Here is a 16,780-nt window from a genome sequence, read left to right as displayed (position 1 = left end):
CCGGACGTGCTCGTCATCCACCGAACCAGGAAATCCGCATGAGCGTAAACGCCACTGCGAACACCCCAGAGCCGGCGCTGCCGGACTTCAAGACCACGCTGGGCCACCCGCGCCCGTTGTGGATGCTGTTCATGACCGAGTTCTGGGAGCGCTTTGCGTTCTATGGCATCCGCTGGGCCTTGGTGCTGTACATCGTTGCCCAGTTCTACAACGGCAGCGCTGCCGGTGAAGGCGACGCCAGCCGCATCTACGGCGCCTACCTGGCCCTGGTGTATGCCGCGGCGATCTTCGGTGGCTACGTGGCCGACCGGGTACTGGGCTACCAGCGCTCGATCCTGACCGGCGCGATCATCATGGCCGCCGGCCTGTTCATGATCTCGCTGCCGCAGGAGCACATCTTCAAGCTCGGCCTGGCCACGATCATCGTCGGCAACGGCCTGTTCAAGCCCAACATCTCGACCATGGTCGGCAAGCTGTATGGCCTGAAGGACGAGCGCCGTGATTCGGGCTTCACCATCTTCTACATGGGCATCAACATCGGCGCGATGATCGCCCCGGTGCTGACCGAGTACCTGGCCCGCAAGGTCTTCGGTACCGACGCGATGCCGTCCTACAAGGTCGTGTTCATTGCTTCGGGCGTGGGCATGCTGATCTCGCTGGTGTGGTTCTACATCGGTCGCGCCGGCCTGAAGGGCATCGGTGCACCGCCGGCCGGCGCTGAAGGCTTCGGCCGCATCATCATGGTGCTGGTCGGTGCCGTGGTCGCCATCCCGGTTGCGTACTTCCTGCTGGCTACCGGCGCCACCGCGCTGGCCTGGATCCTGGGTGCGATGTTCACCGCCCTGGCGGTCCTGCTGCTGGTCGAGGGTATCCGCGAGGGCAAGGTGCAGCGCGACCGCGTGATCGCGATGCTGATCATCTTCGCCTTCAACGTGATGTTCTGGATGTTCTTCGAACAGGCCGGCAGCTCGTTCACCTTCCTGGCCGAGAACATCGTCAACCGCCAGATGGGTGACTGGACCTTCCCGACCGCGTGGTTCCAGTCGGTCAACTCGGTGGCCATCATCACCCTGGCGCCGATCATCGCCTGGATCTGGGTGGCCCTGGGCCGCGCCAATCCGTCTATCCCGCGCAAGTTCGGCCTGGGCCTGCTGTTCAACGGCGCCGCCTTCGCCCTGCTGATGTATGCGCTGTCGCAGATGGTCGTGGACGGCAAGATCCCGTTCTGGACCCTGTTCATGGTCTACGTCATCCAGTCGGTGGGTGAGCTGTGCCTGTCGCCGATCGGCCTGTCGATGGTGACCAAGCTGGCCCCGGTGCGCCTGGTCGGCTTCGGCATGGGTGGCTGGTTCCTGTCCACCGGCATCGGCAACAACCTGTCGGGCATCTTCGCTGGCGTGGTCAGTGGTGAAGGCGGCATGACGGTCGAGTCGGCCCTGAAGGGGTATACCTTCGGGTTCTGGGCCCTGATCGGCTCCGGCGTGGTGCTGTTCCTGGTTGCCCCGCTGATCAACAAGCTGATGCACGGCGTCAAGTAATGATGAGAGGGTAGAAGGCATGCGTAGCAAGCTCGGTGGTGCAATGGTGGTGGTCTGTGCGGCGCTGATCGGCGCCTGTTCCCAACCGCAACCGCCTGCCGCCGCCGAGCCCACGCAGCCTCTGGATACCCGACCCACCGAGCCACCGGTCGCTGACCCCAGCGAACCGGTGGCCTCGGGCAACACCCCGGTGGCGGCGGACATCGCCGCCATCGCCGGGCTCGGCGCGCAGTTCGACCCGGCCCGCAACCCCGCCGATGATCTGGCCACCGCCAAGGTGGAAGCCCAGCGCGGCAAGAAGCGCATCCTGCTCGAGGTCGGCAACGCCGCCTGCGAGCGCTGCCGGGCGCTGGACGAGGTGGTGGAAGGCAACGGCGACCTGCGCCGCTTCCGCGATGCCCACTACGTGTGGGTGAAGGTCAACGCCAGCGACGAACAGCCCAACACCGCTTTCTTCGCCCAGTTCCCGATGATGGAGCGCGACTACCCGTACCTACTGGTGCTCGATGCCGATGGCGGACTGCTGGTGTCGCAGGCGACCGGCGAGCTGCGCAAGGGCGAAGCCTTCCAGCCCGCACGGGTGACCGCGTTCCTCAAGCAGTGGGCACCCGACAAACCGGAATAGGGTAGTGCCGGCCGCTGGCCGGCATGCTCTGGTGGGTGCCGACCGCTGACCGCCAACCCCTGGTGGGTGCCGACCGCTGGCCGCCAACCCCGGTGGGTGACGACCGTTGGTCGGCACTGATGTCGGGTCGCATCCACGCATGGCGTGGCTCTACTGTGGTTGCCGTCACATTCCCGGAATCGGCATCTCAATATCGCAACGCGCTCGCCGTTACCGGCAAGGACCTCAGTCGACATCCCGTCGATGCAACCTTCCGGAACGCCCATGCACAGCGACCACGCCGAACGACTGCCCGAACCTGCCAGCGACCTGGCCGAGGCTGGGGCAGGCGAGGGCGTGACCTTGCCCCCGCAGGAGGCGCTTCTAGATGATGCCGGTACCGGCGAGGACACCGTTGAACTGGCGCCGCCGCGCCACCGCTTGCCGCAGATCGCGCTGCCCGACAACGTGGTGCTGAAGGGGGCGGTGCAGAAGCTGGTCGAGCAGAAGGCGCGGCTCGATGCATTGGCTGCCGACGGCCAGCTGGCCGGGCTGCTGCCGCCGGAATGGCAGGGCCATGGCGTGCGCGCGATCGAACTGTCCACCTTCATCCAGGGCGTGCTGCCGTTCCTGCAGCCAGGCGAGCGTGGCGAGACCGCATCCGCCCGCCTGCCGGTGCGCCATGTGCTGGGTGACGACAGCCGCTGGGGCCTGGACGATGTCGCCGAACCGAAATCGCTGGCCTGGTATCTGGCCAGTGACGAACGCGCCACCGCCGGCAGCAAGGATGTGGCCGAGGCGTATCTGGTGGGTGCACTGGGGCTGGCGTGGATGCAGGAAGGGCGCAGCCGCCCCGGCTTCCTGCGCGCGATGGGCCAGGACAGCCTGGCGGCGCGGGTGACCATGCTCGGCTATCCGCCGGCCAACGAACTGGCGCTGTACAGCGTCACCGCACACGGCCAGCCGCAGATCTGGTGCGTGCATGGCCGCCGCCGCATGCGCCCGCTGGTGGCGCCGTGGCTGAGCGTGCCGGTGCTGACCGCCTACGGCGTGCCGGCGCCCGTCGCGTGGCCGTCCAGTTTCCCGCCGGTGGAGGCCGTGGCCGAGCTGCTGGCGACCGCACGGCAGGGGCGCGCGCTGCCGGAAGTGGACCTGGCCAAGGCGGTGGCGAAGATCGCCGAAGATGCCGCATCCGATGCCTGGCAGCCGGTCAGCCTGCTGCAGCTCAACACCTGGTCACCCCGCTGGCACTTCTTCCTGGGCACCTTCGTCGGCCTGCCGTCGCTGCTGCTCGTAGCTGCCGCGCTGGCGCTGCCGGGGGCGGTCGAAGCGGCCACGGTTGCCGCCTCGCTCGGCTTCGCTGGCGGTGCCATTGCCGCACTTGCGGTGCCGTGGATCCATGCACGCCGCAAGCATCTGAGTTGAGGCGTGAGTGTCATCCACGCGCGGCGTGGATCTACAGGGGGCTGGGTGCCGCGGTCTGCAGCTGTTGCCGGGCCCGCTCCATGGCGGTCTGCAATCTTTGCTTGAGGACCTCACGAGAGGGCAGGGTGGTCAGATATTCCGCAACATGGATGCCTGAGCGGTCCAGCTCCAGCAATTCGATCTGGCCCGCCTTCTTCCCTGTGCAGAGGATGATGCCCAACGGCGCCTGCTCGCCGTCCTCACGTTCGTAGCGGTCCAGCCATCGCAGATAGAGTTCCATCTGCCCTTTGTAGGCGGGCTTGAACTCGCCGATCTTCAGCTCGATGGCGATCAGCCTGCGCAGACGCCGGTTGTAGAACAGCAGGTCCAGGTGGAAATCATCGCCGTCGATCTGGATGCGCTTCTGGCGGGCGACGAAACTGAAGCCCGTGCCAAGTTCGAGTAGGAAGCCCTGCATTTCGCGAAGGATGGCGCTTTCAAGGTCCTGCTCGTCCCAGCTGTCCTTCAGACCAAGAAAATCCAGTACGTAGGGATCACGCAGTACCAGCCCCGGTGACAGCTGCTGGTTGCCGCGCAGTGCCGCCAGCTCATCGGCGATGGTCTGCTCTGGTTGACTGGAAAGCGCCGTGCGCTCGTACAGCATCGAGTCGATGCGTTGGCGCAATGTGCGCACACTCCAGCCCTCGGTGGCGGCCATCTGCGCATAGAAGTCGCGCTTGAGTGGATCCGCCAGTGGAATCAGCGCGATGAAGTGGGTCCAGCTCAATTGTCGTATCAGCGATACGACAATCTGCTCATCTGCAAATGCGGTAGAGAACTGCACCATTCGGCGCAGGCTCTTCTCACCGAAGGAGGTACCGAATTCGGTCGTCAGCGCCTTGGCTATCCGGGGGAAGGCAAGCTCTCCGTAGCGGGCCCGTCGCCCCCTCAACTGATCAACGTGGATGCGATGCCCGATCCGCCAGTACAACAGCGTGAGCTCGGTGTTGATGGTCCTGTGCATTCTGTTGCGCGCCGCGCAGATCAGCTCTCTGAGATCGGCCAGCAACTCCTGGCCATGCGGCAGCGTTGATCGCGAGTCATCCATGAGGGAGCCCGTCCGATGTGGATCCATGGCCGGGCAGATACCCGTTGGACGCTTACCGTCAGGCCGCGCACACGGACAGTCCAATAGGGGAATTCATTGGATCAGCTCGTTTCGATACACCAGCCTTGCGGAAGCGGGCCGTATTGGGCCAATGCGGAAATGCCGCCGGGCGAGGGCGACACTTCAGGACGGGTTCTGCGGGAAGTGAATGTGTCCGATGGCCTTGTTTGTGGCCGGCCCACAGCTCGCCAAAGAGCGGGTCACGTCAGATCAAAGGGGGCGGACGACAATCGCCAAGCCGCTGTTCCGCTACCGGCCAGGGTCGGCACCCGCGACTTGGGGCCCAAAACGACTTAATCCCCTCCGTCCCCTTTTTCTTTCAGACCCCTTCGCCCATCCGCTCCAGGCCTTCGCCGGCCAGGCGCAGGATCAGCTTCTCCAGCACCTGCTCTTCGTCTTCGCTCAGCACCGACATCAGCTTGCGGGTGATCTCGATCACCATCGGCGCAATGGTCTCGTAGACCTCGAAGCCGGCTGCCGACAGCGCCAGCACCGAACGGCGGCGGTCGTCGCCGTGGGTCTCGCGCTTGATGAAGCCGCGCTCCAGCAGGCGGGCCACGGCGCGGCTGACCGCCACCTTGTCCATCGCCGTGCGGTCGGAGACCTCGCTGGCCGAGGAGCCCGGGTACAGCGCCAGGATGGTGATCACCCGCCACTCGGGGATCGCCAGACCGTAACGATCGCCGTATAGCTTGGCGATGTTGCCGCTGACCCGGTTGGACAGCACGCTCAGCCGATACGGCAGGAACTGTTCCAGGTCGAGCAGGACGTGCGAGGAACGCAGGCGGGTCGAAACGGGATCGGCGGGGCTCATGTTGCGGTGCACCTTGCTGGTGGTTTCAAGTGTAACTATAAGGGGTAGGTCCAGACCCTGCATTCTCGCCGGGTCCCTACCTGCCCGCACCTGGTTTGTACCGATGCGGTACCGATTCGGAGCCACGCCATGAATACCGCAGTCCCGACCGCCTCGCATCCCAACCCCGGCATGCAGGTCACCACCTTCGAGAACCCGATGGGCATCGACGGCTTCGAGTTCGTCGAGTTCGCCGCCCCGGCCGGCCGTGGCCAGGAGCTGCACGAGTACTTCCGGAAGATGGGCTTCAGCGCGGTGCTCAAGCACAAGCAGCGTCCGATTACCGTCTATCGCCAGGGCGACGTCAACTTCCTGGTCAATGAAGACCCCGATTCGTTCGCGGCCGACTTCGCTGAAAAGCATGGTCCGTGCGCCTGCGGTTTCGCCATCCGCTTCAAGAAGCCGGGCGCGGAGGTCTACCAGACCGCGCTGGGCAACGGCGCTGAAGCCATCGCCTTCAAGCCGGACAGCAAGGCGGTCAGCGCGCCGGTCATCAAGGGCATCGGCGACTGCATGCTGTACCTGGTCGACCGCTACGGCAGCGCCGGCAGCATCTTCGACGGCGACTACGAGCCGATCGCCGGTGCCGACCTGCACCCGGTGGGCTTCGGCCTGACCTTCATCGATCACCTGACCCACAACCTGTACTTCGGCAACATGCAGCAGTGGTCGGACTACTACGAGCGTCTGTTCAACTTCCGCGAGATCCGCTACTTCGACATCAAGGGCCTGAAGACCGGCCTGGTGTCCAAGGCGATGACCGCGCCGGACGGCATCGTGCGCATTCCGCTGAACGAATCGTCCGACCCGAAGAGCCAGATCAACGAGTACCTGGACGCGTACAAGGGCGAAGGCATCCAGCACATCGCCTGCTTCACCGAGAACATCTACGAGACCGTTGAAGCGATGCGCGCGCAGGGCGTGGACTTCCTCGATACGCCTGAGACCTACTTCGACGTGATCGACCAGCGCGTGCCGAATCACGGTGAAGACGTGGCGCGCCTGGCGAAGAACAAGATCCTGATCGATGCCGATCCGGAAACCCACCAGCGCAAGCTGCTGCAGATCTTCACCCAGAACTGCATCGGCCCGATCTTCTTCGAGATCATCCAGCGCAAGGGCAACGAAGGCTTCGGCGAAGGCAACTTCACCGCACTGTTCGAGAGCATCGAGCGCGACCAGATCCGCCGCGGCGTGCTGTAAGGTCTGCAGGCAATGTCGGCTTCCCGCCGGCATTGCCTGTCCGAATGGTAGTGCCGGCCGCTGGCCGGCAATCTCTGGAGTTCCCATGTCCCCCGCCATCACCGCCCGCGGCTACCAGTCCGGCTTCGGCAACGAATTCGCCACCGAGGCCGTCGCCGGCGCGCTGCCGGTCGGGCAGAACTCACCGCAGAAGGTGGCCCACGGCCTGTACGCCGAACAGCTGACCGGCACCGCCTTCACCGCGCCGCGTGGCAGCAACCGCCGCAGCTGGCTGTACCGGATCCGCCCGGCGGTGACCCATGGCGAGTTCACCCCGTTCGCGCAGTCGCAGCTGCAGTGTGATTTCGGCGCTCAGCCGGCCTCGCCCAACCAGCTGCGCTGGAGCCCGCTACCGCTGCCGGAGCTGCCGACCGACTTTGTCGAAGGCCTGTACACGATGGGTGGCAACGGCTCGCCCGACGCGCATGCCGGCGTGGGTATCCATCTCTATGCTGCCAACCGCGACATGGTCGGCCGCTACTTCTATGACGCCGACGGCGAACTGCTGATCGTGCCGCAGCTGGGCGCGCTGCGCCTGCTGACCGAGCTGGGTGTGATCGAGATCGAGCCGCAGCAGATCGCGGTGATCCCGCGCGGCGTGCGCTTCCGCGTTGAGCTGCCCGATGGCCCGAGCCGTGGCTACATCTGCGAGAACTACGGTGCGCTGCTGAAGCTGCCCGACCTCGGCCCGATCGGTTCCAACGGCCTTGCCAACCCGCGCGACTTCGAGACGCCGCACGCAGCGTTCGAGGATATTGATGGTGATTTCGAACTGATCGCCAAGTTCGAAGGCCGACTGTGGCGTGCACCGATCGACCATTCGCCGCTGGACGTGGTGGCCTGGCACGGCAACTACGCGCCGTACCGCTACGATCTGCGCCGCTTCAACACCATCGGTTCGATCAGCTACGACCACCCGGATCCGTCGATCTTCCTGGTGCTGCATTCGCCCAGCGACACGCCGGGGACCAGCAACATGGACTTCGCGATCTTCCCGCCGCGCTGGCTGGTGGCGCAGAACACGTTCCGCCCGCCGTGGTTCCACCGCAACATCGCCAGCGAGTTCATGGGGCTGGTGCATGGCGCCTACGATGCCAAGGCCGAAGGCTTCGTGCCGGGCGGCGCATCGCTGCACAACTGCATGAGCGGTCACGGCCCGGACGCGCCGACCTTCGACAAGGCGTCCAATGCCGATCTGTCCAAGGCCGATGTGATCAAGGACACGATGGCCTTCATGTTCGAGACCCGCGCAGTGATCCGCCCGACCGCACAGGCGCTGGACGCCGGCCACCGCCAGGGCGATTACCAGCAGTGCTGGAACGGCCTGCGCAACAACTTCCGCTGACCCGGAAAAGGGGACGGAGGGGATTAAGTCGTTTCAAGCACACGTGTGCTGTTTGCGACTTAATCCCCTCCGTCCCCTTTTTCTTTAGGCGGCCTCGGCGAACGCGTCGCAATGCTCCAGCGGCAGCGCCTCCAGCAGGCGTTGGCGCACGCGCTGGCAATAGCCATCCGAGGTCAGCCCGGGCAGCATCTGCATCGCCGATTGCAGCCGCTGCAGCACCTCTTCTTCCGCGCGCGCCTGCTGCAGGTCGCGGAACAATGCTGCTGCCTGCGGGTGCCGCTGCATCTCCAGGATGCCCAGCACATAGATGCGCGCGGCCACCAGCGAGCGGCGGCGTTCGACCACAGGTGCAGCAGGTGTGGCTGCCGGCGATGTGGGCACCGGCGCTACCGCGGCCGCGGGCGATGGTGCTGGGGCCGTGGCGCCCGTGCCGGTGCTCAGGTACCCCGCCTGCACCAACTGGATGACCATGGCCGGTGCGTCCTGGCCGAGCAGGCCGGTCAGGTCGGCGACGGTGCGCTGGCCATCGCACAGGATCAGCAACCGGCGCTGGCGCATGTCCAGTGGCGCGCGGTGGGCCTGCAGCGCGGTTCGGGCGAGATCGGTCTTGCGCGGTTGCATGGAAGGGACGGCCAGGTCGGTGCTCGCCGAGCCTGAACGAGGGCGATGAAACCGCGATGACAATGCAGCGCCTGCACACAGGATGGGCTAGCGTGCAGCCATCTTCGTGCCAGGGAACCGCACCGATGAAGCACCTCCCGCTTGCTGGTCTGTTGCTCCTTTCGCTCACCGCCTGCAACCGCAATGCCGAGGCACCCGCCGCGGTTGATGCGACTCCCTCACCCGCCGCCGCTGCTCCTGCTGTGCCTGCACCGGCAGCAGAACAGGGCCCGGCGCACCTGGATGGCTTCGCTGGTGCGAAGCTGGGCACCGGCATCGCCGAGGTCCGCGCCGGCTTCGGCACGCCGCTGCAGGGGCTGGGTACCGATGCCAGTGGCAAGCCGCTGCCGGCCGACGACGGCAACGACGGCTGCTACTTCCTGCGCCCGCAGGATGCCGAAGACCCGCGCCTGATGATCGAAGGCCGCAAGCTGGTGCGCTACGACGTGCGCAGCGCCGCCATCACCGCGCCGGGTGGTGGCAAGGTCGGCATGACCCTGGGCGAGCTGCAGGTGCTGTATCCCGAGCGCGGTGACGTCGGTCCTGACAAGTACGACGAGAAGGCCCAGCACCTGCGTGTACGCCCGGCGCAGGAGGGCGGGGCGGTGATCGACTTCGCACTCGGTGCCGATGGCCGGGTCGGCGCCTGGCGGGTCGGGCAGACCCCGCAGGTCGATTATGTGGAAGGCTGTGGCTGATCCTTGATCCACCGCCCAGCCATGCGCTGGGGCCAAGCGTAGAATCGCGCCACCACTGCTGGGGGAGTGCTCGATGATCGCCATTGCCATTGCCTGGTTCCTGCTCGGCCTGCTGTTGCTGGCGCTGGGCGGGGACTCCATCGTCAAGGCCGTGTCCGGCCTGGCCCAGCGCTTCGGGGCCAGCCCGTTCACTGCGGGCCTGCTGTTGCTCGGGGTGACCACTTCGTTGCCGGAACTGGCGGTCAACGCGCGCGCGCTGGCGGTCGGCCAACCCGAGCTGGCGCTGGGCAATGCGGTAGGCAGCAGCATCGTCAACGTGGGCCTGACCCTGGCCCTGGCGGCGATCGCCGCCCCGCTGTTGTTGCGCGCGCGTCTGCAGACGGTGCTGTGGTGGTCGCTGCTGGCGGCCGGTGTGCTGCTGATCCTGTTCGGTCTTGATGGCGGCCTGGCACGCTGGGAGGGCGGCGTACTGCTGGCTGGCTTCATCGTGGTGCAGGTGCTGCTGCTGCGCCGTGGTCGCAGCGAGAGTGTGGAGGTGCAGGCGGCCATTGCCGAATCCGCGCTGAGCCGCACCAGCCTGCCGTTGAACGTGCTGCGGGTGCTGATCGCGGCGTTTGCCCTGTACTGGGGTGCGCGCCTGGTGGTGGGCGCCGCAGCGGACTTCGGCGTAGCGCTGGGGTGGACGCCGTTGCTGGTCGGCCTGCTGCCGGTAGCGATCGGCACCGCGTTGCCGGAGGTGGCCACCGCCATTGCTGCCGCACGCCGTGGTCATGGCGACATGGTGCTGGGCCACGTACTGGGTTCCAGCGTGGTCAACCTGTTGCTGGTGATCGGTGCGATGGCGGTGCTGCAGCCGCTGGCGCTGCCGGCCTCGTTCGTGCGCCTGGAACTGCCGGCGCTGCTGGCCTTCGCGCTGGTGCTGTACCCGATGCTGCGTGGCGACCTGAAGATCAGCCGTGGCGAAGGCGTGATCCTGCTGGTCGCGTTCGTCGGCTGGTTCGTGCTGGAGCTGCTGCTGGTAGGCGCACCGGCGTTGTAGGTTGATTTCGTGCCGACCAACGGTCGGCACCCACCACCGATCGCCCGGTGGGTGCCAACCTTGGTTGGCACTCGGGGGAAAAGCGCCGATCAAGGTCGGCCTCTACCGGAATCATCGGCTCTGCGAGGTTTCTTCTTCCCGCACCGGTTCCGGCGGCGGCAGCTGCTCTTCGGCGGCCGGCTCGTTGCCGGGCAGGCTGGGGCGGGTTTCCATCAGCAGCGACAGCGCGGCCTTGGCCATCATGTGTGCGCTGATCGGCGCGGTGATGAACAGGAACACGGTGATCAGCAGCTCGCGCGGCTGCGGGTCCTGGCCGAGGAAGATGTGGTAGCAGACCGAACACACCAGCACGCAGCCCACGCCGAGCGTGCTGGCCTTGGTCGGCGCGTGCAGGCGCTTGAAGAAGGTGGACAGCTTCACCAGGCCCAGTGCGCCGACCAGGATGAAGAAGCAGCCGAACAGCAGCAGGATCGACAGGCCGATCTGGATCGCGGTGATCATTCGACGATGTCCCGGCGCAGCACGAACTTGCTCAGCACCACGGTGCTGCCGAAGCCGAGCATGGCGATGATCAGCGCCGCCTCGAAGTAGATCGGCGAGTTGAGGTACATGCCGAACAGCATCAGCTCGGCGATCGCGGTCACCGACAGGGTGTCCAGCGCAAGAATTCGGTCGGGCACGGTCGGCCCGCGCAGCAGGCGCCAGGTGGCCAGCAGCATGGCCAGGCCGACCACGTGCATGCACACCACCAGCGTGGTCTGGATGACTTCAAAACCGGTCATGGGAAGATCTCCATCAACGGCGCCTCGTAACGGCGCTTGATCGTATCGATCAGGTCCTGTGGGTCCTCCAGGTGCAGCACGTGCACCAGCAGGAACTTGCGGTCGTCACTGAGCGCGGCCGAGACCGTGCCCGGGGTCAGCGTGATCATGCTGGTCAGCGCGGCGATGCCGTGGATGTTGGCGATGTCCAGCGGCAACCAGATGAAACCCGGGTGGATGTTCTTTTCCGGGCCGAGCACCTGGATGGCGACGCGGATGTTGGACATCAGGATGTCCCACAGGGTCACGCACAGCAGTTTCGGCAACGGGCGCAGGGTGCCGATGCGGGCGAACTCGCGGTCCAGGCGCGCGGCGAACAGCGGCACCACCACGCCCAGTACCAGCCCCAGCACGATCTGGCCGAGGGTGAAGCTGTCGGACATCAGCAGCCAGAACGCCACCACCATGATGCTGAGCATCGGCGAGGGAATGACGCGGCGGAACAGGGAGCGCTGGGCGGTCATGGCTGGCGGATCTCCGGCGTGGTCGCGCGCAACTGCTGCACGTACTCGCTGGGTTGCAGCAGCTGTGCGGCGGTGGCGTCGGTGTAGCGCATCAGCGGTGCAGCGGCCAGGGTCATGCCGATGCCGTAGGCCAGCAGGATGCAGGCCGCGTACAGCTCGACCCGGCGCAGGCGTGCCTTGCGCGGCTTCGGTGCATCGGCCTCGACAGGCGGCACGCGCCAGAACAGGCGGATACCGCCGCGGGTCAGACCCATGATCACCAGCAGGCTGCTGACCAGCACCGCAGTCCAGACCGGGGCGGTGTACTGCGCCGGCATGCCGGCCAGCAGCGCGGCCTTGGCCAGGAAGCCGGACAGCGGCGGCAGGCCGGCCACCGACACCGCGCCGATCAGGAACAGCACCGCCGGCGTTTCCTTGCCCGGCATCGGCGCCACCACTTCCTTGCGGTCGCTGGCACCACCACGTCGGCGGCGGATCAGGTCGGCAATCAGGAACAGCGCGGCGGCGACGAAGCTGCTGTGTGGCAGGTAGTACAGGCCGGCCGACAGCACCTGCGGCGTGCCCACCGAGAACGCGATGAACAGCGTGGCTGCCGACACGATCACCAGGTAGGAGATCAGCACGCGCAGGCGGGTCGCGGCCAGCGCACCCAGGCCACCCAGCACCAGCGTTGCCACGCCGGCCCACAGCAGCCAGTCGCGGCCATAGCCGGCCATCGCGCCGGCATCGTCGCCGAACCACAACATCTGGATGCGCAGCACCGAATACAGGCCAACCTTGGTCATGATCGCGAACAGCGCGGCCACGGCGGCCGGTGCGCGCGAATAGGCCTCCGGCAGCCACAGGTACAGCGGCATCAGCGCCGCCTTGGCGCAGAACACCAGCAGCAACAGGCCCATCGTTGCCTTCACCAGGGTCAGCTGCGCCGGCGGTACCTCGGCGATTCGCTGCGACAGCTCGGCCATGTTCAATGAACCCAGCGAGGCGTACAGCAGGCCCAGCGCGATCAGGAACAGGGTCGAGGCGGTGACGTTGAACACCACATAGTGCAGGCCGATGCGCATGCGCAGGCCACGGCCGCCACTGAGCAGCAGGCCGTAGGAGGCGATCAGCATCACCTCGAAGAACACGAACAGATTGAAGATGTCGCCGGTCAGGAACGCACCGTTGAGGCCGACCAGCTGGAACTGGAACAGCGCGTGGAAGTGCGGTGCGCGGCGGTCCCAGCCCGAGCAGGCATGCAGCAGGCAGGGAATGGCCAGCAGCAGGGTGGTCAGCAGCATCCACGCCGACAGCCGGTCGGCCACCAGCGCGATGCCCAGCCGCGACGGCCAGTCGCCGAGCAGGTAGACGTTGATCTCACCATTGGCGGTGGTGGCGAACAGCAGGCCCACCGCCAGCGCCAGCGCCGACAGCGCAGTCCAGGCCACCGCGCGCTGCACCTTGGGGCCATAGCGGCGGTGTTCGACGAACAGCGACAGTGCAGCACCCAGCAGCGGAATCAGGATCGGCAGGATCACCAGGTGGTTCATGCGCGGTCCTCGCCCTGGCGTGGCGGCACGCGCTCATCCTGCAGGTCGTCATCCGGCTCGTGGGCGTCCACATGGTCGCTGTGGTTGTCGCTGCGGCTGCGCATGGCCAGCACGATGCTCACTGCGGTCATCGCGAAGGCGATCACGATCGCGGTCAGTACCAGCGCCTGCGGCAGCGGGTCGGTGTAGTTGCCCAGGTGGCTGTCCACACCTTCCTGCAGCACCGGCGCCTTGCCCAGCACCACGCGGCCACCGGCAAAGATCAGCAGGTTGGTGGCGTAGGACAGGAAGGTCATGCCGAGGATCACATCGAAGCTGCGCGCGCGCAGCAGCAGGTAGATGCCGATGGCGGTCAGCACGCCGATCGCGGTAGCCAGGGCCAGTTCCATCAGTGCATCTCCCCGGTGCGGGCCGAACGGCGTTGCAGGTCGATCTCACCCTTGCGGGCAGTGCGGGTACGCGACGGCTTGATCGTGCCCATCATCGACAGCATCAGCATGGCGCCGCCGAACACCACCAGATAGACGCCGATGTCAAAACCAATCGCGCTGGCCAGCGGCACGTCGCCGATCAGCGGCAGGTGCAGGTCGAGGTGGCCGCTGGTCAGGAACGGCACGCCGAACAGCATCGAGGCACTGCCGCTGAGCAGGGCGATCAGCAGGCCCATGCCGATGCAGCGGATGTAGTCGAAGCCGAAGCGCGATTCCACCGACGCGGTGCCCTGGATCACGTACTGGATCAGCAGCGGCACCGCCAGCACCAGGCCGGCGATGAAGCCACCGCCCGGCGCGTTGTGGCCGCGCAGGAACAGGAAGATCGAAACGGTCAGGGTCAGCGGGAACATGATCTGCGCCAGGTCAGCCGGCACCGGCAGCTTGATCGGCGGGCCGGGCATGATCTGTTCCGGCGCCATCCGCGTGCGCCGCAGCAGCGCATGCACCACCAGCGCGGCGATGCCGAACACGGTGATCTCGCCGAAGGTATCGAAACCGCGGAAGTCGACCAGGATCACGTTGACCACGTTCTGGCCGTAAGCCTCGGGCAGGGCACGGGCGAGCAGCTCGCCGGCCATGGTGTTCGGCGGCAGGGTCATCGCGGAGTAGGCCAGCGCGCCCAGGCCGGCACCGGCGATGATCGCGATCACCGCATCGCGGCGCTTGCGCCAGCGCGGTCGCTCAGGCCCGGACTGCGCGGGCAGGTAGTTCATGCCCAGCAGCATCAGCACCAGGGTCACCATCTCCACCAGCAGCTGGGTCAGGGCCAGATCGGGTGCGGACAGGAACACGAAGGTCAGCGCCACCATCAGGCCGACACCGCCCACCAGCAGTACCGCCAGCAGGCGCTGCTTGTAGACGCGCAGGGTGGCAACGGCGCAGGCCATCATCACCAGCCACAGCACCCAGCCCAGCAGCGGGATCGGCTGTGGCGCGGTCCAGTTCGGCGAGGCCGGGTTGGCCACGAACGGCGCGGCGGCAACCGCGATCGCCACCAGTACCAGGCCCAGCAGCATGCGCTGCAGGCTGCCATTGGCGATGCCGTTGGTCAGGCGCATGGCCAGCGCGGAAAGGGCATCCAGCTGCGCATGGAACACGTTGCGGCCGGTGGTGCGGGTTTCCACGCCATGCAGGTTGATCAGCTTGCGCAGGCCGAAGTACAGCGCCACGCCACCGACCACGCCGATCGCGCTCATCGCCAGCGGCAGGTTGAAGCCGTGCCACACCGCCAGGCTGTACTCGGGCATGGCCGGGCCGAGGATCGAGGCCGCAGCGGCATGCAGTACCGGCGCCACGGTCAGTGCAGGGGCGATGCCCACGGCCACGCAGATCACCACCAGCAGTTCCACCGGTACCTTCATCCAGCGCGGCGGCTCATGCGGCACGCGGTCCAGGTCGTGCGGGCCAGGGCCGAAGAAGGTGTCGTGCACGAAGCGCAGGCTGTAGGCCACGCCCAGTACGCCGGCCAGCAGCGCGGCGACCGACACCGCCGTGCGCATCGCACCTGGGCCGCCACCGGCGGTCAGGGCCTCGGCGAACAGCATTTCCTTGGACAGGAAGCCGTTGAGCAGCGGGATGCCGGCCATCGCCAGTGAGGCGATGATCGCCAGCGCGCTGGTGAACGGCATCAGCCTGCGCAGGCCACCCAGCTTGCGCATGTCACGGGTGCCGGTCTCGTGGTCGATGATGCCGGCGGCCATGAACAACGACGCCTTGAAGGTGGCGTGGTTGAGGATGTGGAACACGCCGGCCACCACCGCCATCGGCGTGGACAGGCCGAACAGCAGGGTGATCAGGCCCAGATGGGAAATGGTCGAGTAGGCCAGCAGGCCTTTCAGGTCGTGCTGGAAGATCGCATTCCAGGCGCCGATCAGCAGGGTCAGCGCGCCGATGCCGCTGACCGTGTAGAAGAACAGGTCGCTGCCGGCCAGGACCGGGTGCAGGCGCGCCAGCAGGAACACGCCGGCCTTCACCATGGTGGCCGAGTGCAGGTAGGCCGAGACCGGGGTCGGCGCCGCCATCGCGTGCGGCAGCCAGAAGTGGAACGGGAACTGCGCGCTCTTGGTGAAGATGCCGGCCAGCACCAGGAACAGCGCGTACGGGTACAGCGCACTGGCGCGGATCTGCTCGCCGGCGGCCAGCACCACGTCCAGGTCGAAGCTGCCGACGATGCGGCCGATCAGCAGCACGCCACCAAGCAGGGCCAGGCCGCCGCCGCCGGTGATCACCAGCGCCATGCGCGCGCCTTCGCGGGCGTCCTGGCGATGTGACCAGAAACCGATCAGCAGGAACGAGCTGATGCTGGTCATTTCCCAGAAGATCATCAGCAACAGCAGGTTGCCCGACAGCACCATGCCCAGCATGGCGCCCATGAACAGCAGCAGGTAGCAGTAGAAGCGGTGCGCGTTGTCCTGCTGGCTCAGGTAGTAGCGCGCGTACAGCACCACCAGCGCGCCGATGCCCAGCACCAGCCCGGCGAACATCCACGCCAGCCCGTCCAGGCGCAGGGTGAAGTCCAGGCCGATCTGCGGCAGCCAAGGGACCATCGTCCGCACCACCTGGCCGTCGAGTACGGACGGGGTCAGCCAGCCAAGGATGGCCAGCCCACCCAACGGCGCCAGCGCCGCCAGCCAGGCAGCAGTCGAGCGCGAACTACGGGGGAAGGCCGCAACAGCCGCTGCCATCAGGAACGGCAGGGCCAGCAGCAGGGGCAGGCTGGGGAGCATGCAGGGAATCCATGATTCACGAGCAGGTCAGGGAGAATAACAGGCTGCGAAATGTCGCCGAAACCCATCGAACAGCGATCAATTGCATGTAACGTTCGCTGATTCATTTTTTCTGCGGTGCAGCATCGCGTTCCTGCATCTCTTCCCCGCTAGCCCTGGGAGGACACCCTACGCCCACGCAGGGAGACCGCA

General features: G+C 66.5%; 16 protein-coding genes. 7 read left to right on the top strand and 9 right to left on the bottom strand.

Translation table 11 applies throughout. The features are described 5' to 3' along the window. The first annotated feature begins 38 nt into the window (after positions 1–38). The 3 genes from AC13GF_RS15210 (at position 39) to AC13GF_RS15200 (ending at position 3,567) form a co-directional block, all read left to right on the top strand. Positions 39–1,538 (top strand): peptide MFS transporter, encoded by a 1,500-nt coding sequence (locus tag AC13GF_RS15210; RefSeq protein ID WP_483005166.1) that lies wholly within the window; start codon positions 39–41, stop codon positions 1,536–1,538. 19 nt (positions 1,539–1,557) lie between these two features. Further along, positions 1,558–2,163 (top strand): thioredoxin family protein, encoded by a 606-nt coding sequence (locus tag AC13GF_RS15205; RefSeq protein ID WP_277779207.1) that lies wholly within the window; start codon positions 1,558–1,560, stop codon positions 2,161–2,163. 264 nt (positions 2,164–2,427) lie between these two features. Next, positions 2,428–3,567: a hypothetical protein gene (locus tag AC13GF_RS15200; protein ID WP_483005165.1), complete on the top strand. Its 1,140-nt coding sequence runs from the start codon at positions 2,428–2,430 to the stop codon at positions 3,565–3,567. A gap of 31 nt (positions 3,568–3,598) precedes the next feature. Here AC13GF_RS15200 and AC13GF_RS15195 read toward each other — a convergent pair whose 3' ends face one another. Both AC13GF_RS15195 and AC13GF_RS15190 read right to left on the bottom strand, forming a co-directional pair. Further along, the gene (locus tag AC13GF_RS15195) at positions 3,599–4,654 is read right to left on the bottom strand and encodes a PDDEXK nuclease domain-containing protein (protein WP_483005164.1); all 1,056 of its coding nucleotides are present in this window, start codon (positions 4,652–4,654) and stop codon (positions 3,599–3,601) included. A 379-nt stretch (positions 4,655–5,033) separates the two neighbouring features. After that, complete coding sequence (locus tag AC13GF_RS15190; protein WP_483005163.1) at positions 5,034–5,591, bottom strand: MarR family winged helix-turn-helix transcriptional regulator; 558 nt, start codon at positions 5,589–5,591, stop codon at positions 5,034–5,036. Positions 5,592–5,657: 66 nt separating this feature from the next. Between AC13GF_RS15190 and hppD the strand changes: the two genes are divergently transcribed. Beyond that, positions 5,658–6,770 carry a 4-hydroxyphenylpyruvate dioxygenase gene (hppD, locus tag AC13GF_RS15185; RefSeq protein WP_483005162.1) on the top strand — a complete coding sequence of 371 codons (1,113 nt, stop codon included), beginning with the start codon at positions 5,658–5,660 and terminating at the stop codon, positions 6,768–6,770. An 85-nt stretch (positions 6,771–6,855) separates the two neighbouring features. Continuing rightward, a complete protein-coding gene (gene hmgA, locus AC13GF_RS15180; RefSeq protein ID WP_483005161.1) occupies positions 6,856–8,154 on the top strand; it encodes a homogentisate 1,2-dioxygenase in 1,299 nt (432 codons plus the stop codon). 84 nt (positions 8,155–8,238) lie between these two features. Here hmgA and AC13GF_RS15175 read toward each other — a convergent pair whose 3' ends face one another. Then, complete coding sequence (locus AC13GF_RS15175) at positions 8,239–8,775, bottom strand: hypothetical protein (protein WP_483005160.1); 537 nt, start codon at positions 8,773–8,775, stop codon at positions 8,239–8,241. Between the two features lie 125 nt (positions 8,776–8,900). Between AC13GF_RS15175 and AC13GF_RS15170 the strand changes: the two genes are divergently transcribed. Together AC13GF_RS15170 and AC13GF_RS15165 are read left to right on the top strand one after the other, a co-directional pair. After that, positions 8,901–9,512 (top strand): hypothetical protein, encoded by a 612-nt coding sequence (locus tag AC13GF_RS15170; protein WP_483005159.1) that lies wholly within the window; start codon positions 8,901–8,903, stop codon positions 9,510–9,512. Positions 9,513–9,585: 73 nt separating this feature from the next. Then, positions 9,586–10,551: a sodium:calcium antiporter gene (locus AC13GF_RS15165; protein ID WP_483005158.1), complete on the top strand. Its 966-nt coding sequence runs from the start codon at positions 9,586–9,588 to the stop codon at positions 10,549–10,551. Between the two features lie 111 nt (positions 10,552–10,662). On the opposite strand, the gene AC13GF_RS15160 is transcribed toward AC13GF_RS15165, so the two are convergent. The 6 genes from AC13GF_RS15160 to AC13GF_RS15135 are packed head-to-tail and all read right to left on the bottom strand — an operon-like array spanning position 10,663 to position 16,588. Beyond that, a complete protein-coding gene (locus AC13GF_RS15160) occupies positions 10,663–11,052 on the bottom strand; it encodes a Na+/H+ antiporter subunit G (protein ID WP_483005157.1) in 390 nt (129 codons plus the stop codon). Next, on the bottom strand, positions 11,049–11,333 hold the full coding sequence (locus AC13GF_RS15155; RefSeq protein WP_005411334.1) for a K+/H+ antiporter subunit F: 285 nt from the start codon (positions 11,331–11,333) through the stop codon (positions 11,049–11,051). Before AC13GF_RS15155 ends, AC13GF_RS15160 begins: the two co-directional genes overlap by 4 nt. Further along, on the bottom strand, positions 11,330–11,836 hold the full coding sequence (locus AC13GF_RS15150; RefSeq protein WP_019338585.1) for a Na+/H+ antiporter subunit E: 507 nt from the start codon (positions 11,834–11,836) through the stop codon (positions 11,330–11,332). The genes AC13GF_RS15155 and AC13GF_RS15150 overlap by 4 nt, the downstream gene beginning before the upstream one ends. Further along, positions 11,833–13,368 carry a monovalent cation/H+ antiporter subunit D gene (locus AC13GF_RS15145; protein ID WP_125426928.1) on the bottom strand — a complete coding sequence of 512 codons (1,536 nt, stop codon included), beginning with the start codon at positions 13,366–13,368 and terminating at the stop codon, positions 11,833–11,835. Before AC13GF_RS15145 ends, AC13GF_RS15150 begins: the two co-directional genes overlap by 4 nt. Continuing rightward, positions 13,365–13,757 (bottom strand): Na+/H+ antiporter subunit C, encoded by a 393-nt coding sequence (locus tag AC13GF_RS15140; protein WP_005419863.1) that lies wholly within the window; start codon positions 13,755–13,757, stop codon positions 13,365–13,367. Before AC13GF_RS15140 ends, AC13GF_RS15145 begins: the two co-directional genes overlap by 4 nt. Further along, entirely contained in the window at positions 13,757–16,588 is a 2,832-nt protein-coding gene (locus tag AC13GF_RS15135) for a monovalent cation/H+ antiporter subunit A (protein ID WP_483005156.1), read from the bottom strand. Before AC13GF_RS15135 ends, AC13GF_RS15140 begins: the two co-directional genes overlap by 1 nt. Positions 16,589–16,780: the final 192 nt, after the last annotated feature.

This window comes from Stenotrophomonas sp. 22LJNL06-5-1, from assembly GCF_056861455.1.
The sequence above is the reverse complement of the archived record's forward strand: the minus strand, read 5'-3'. Positions and strand labels throughout refer to the sequence as shown.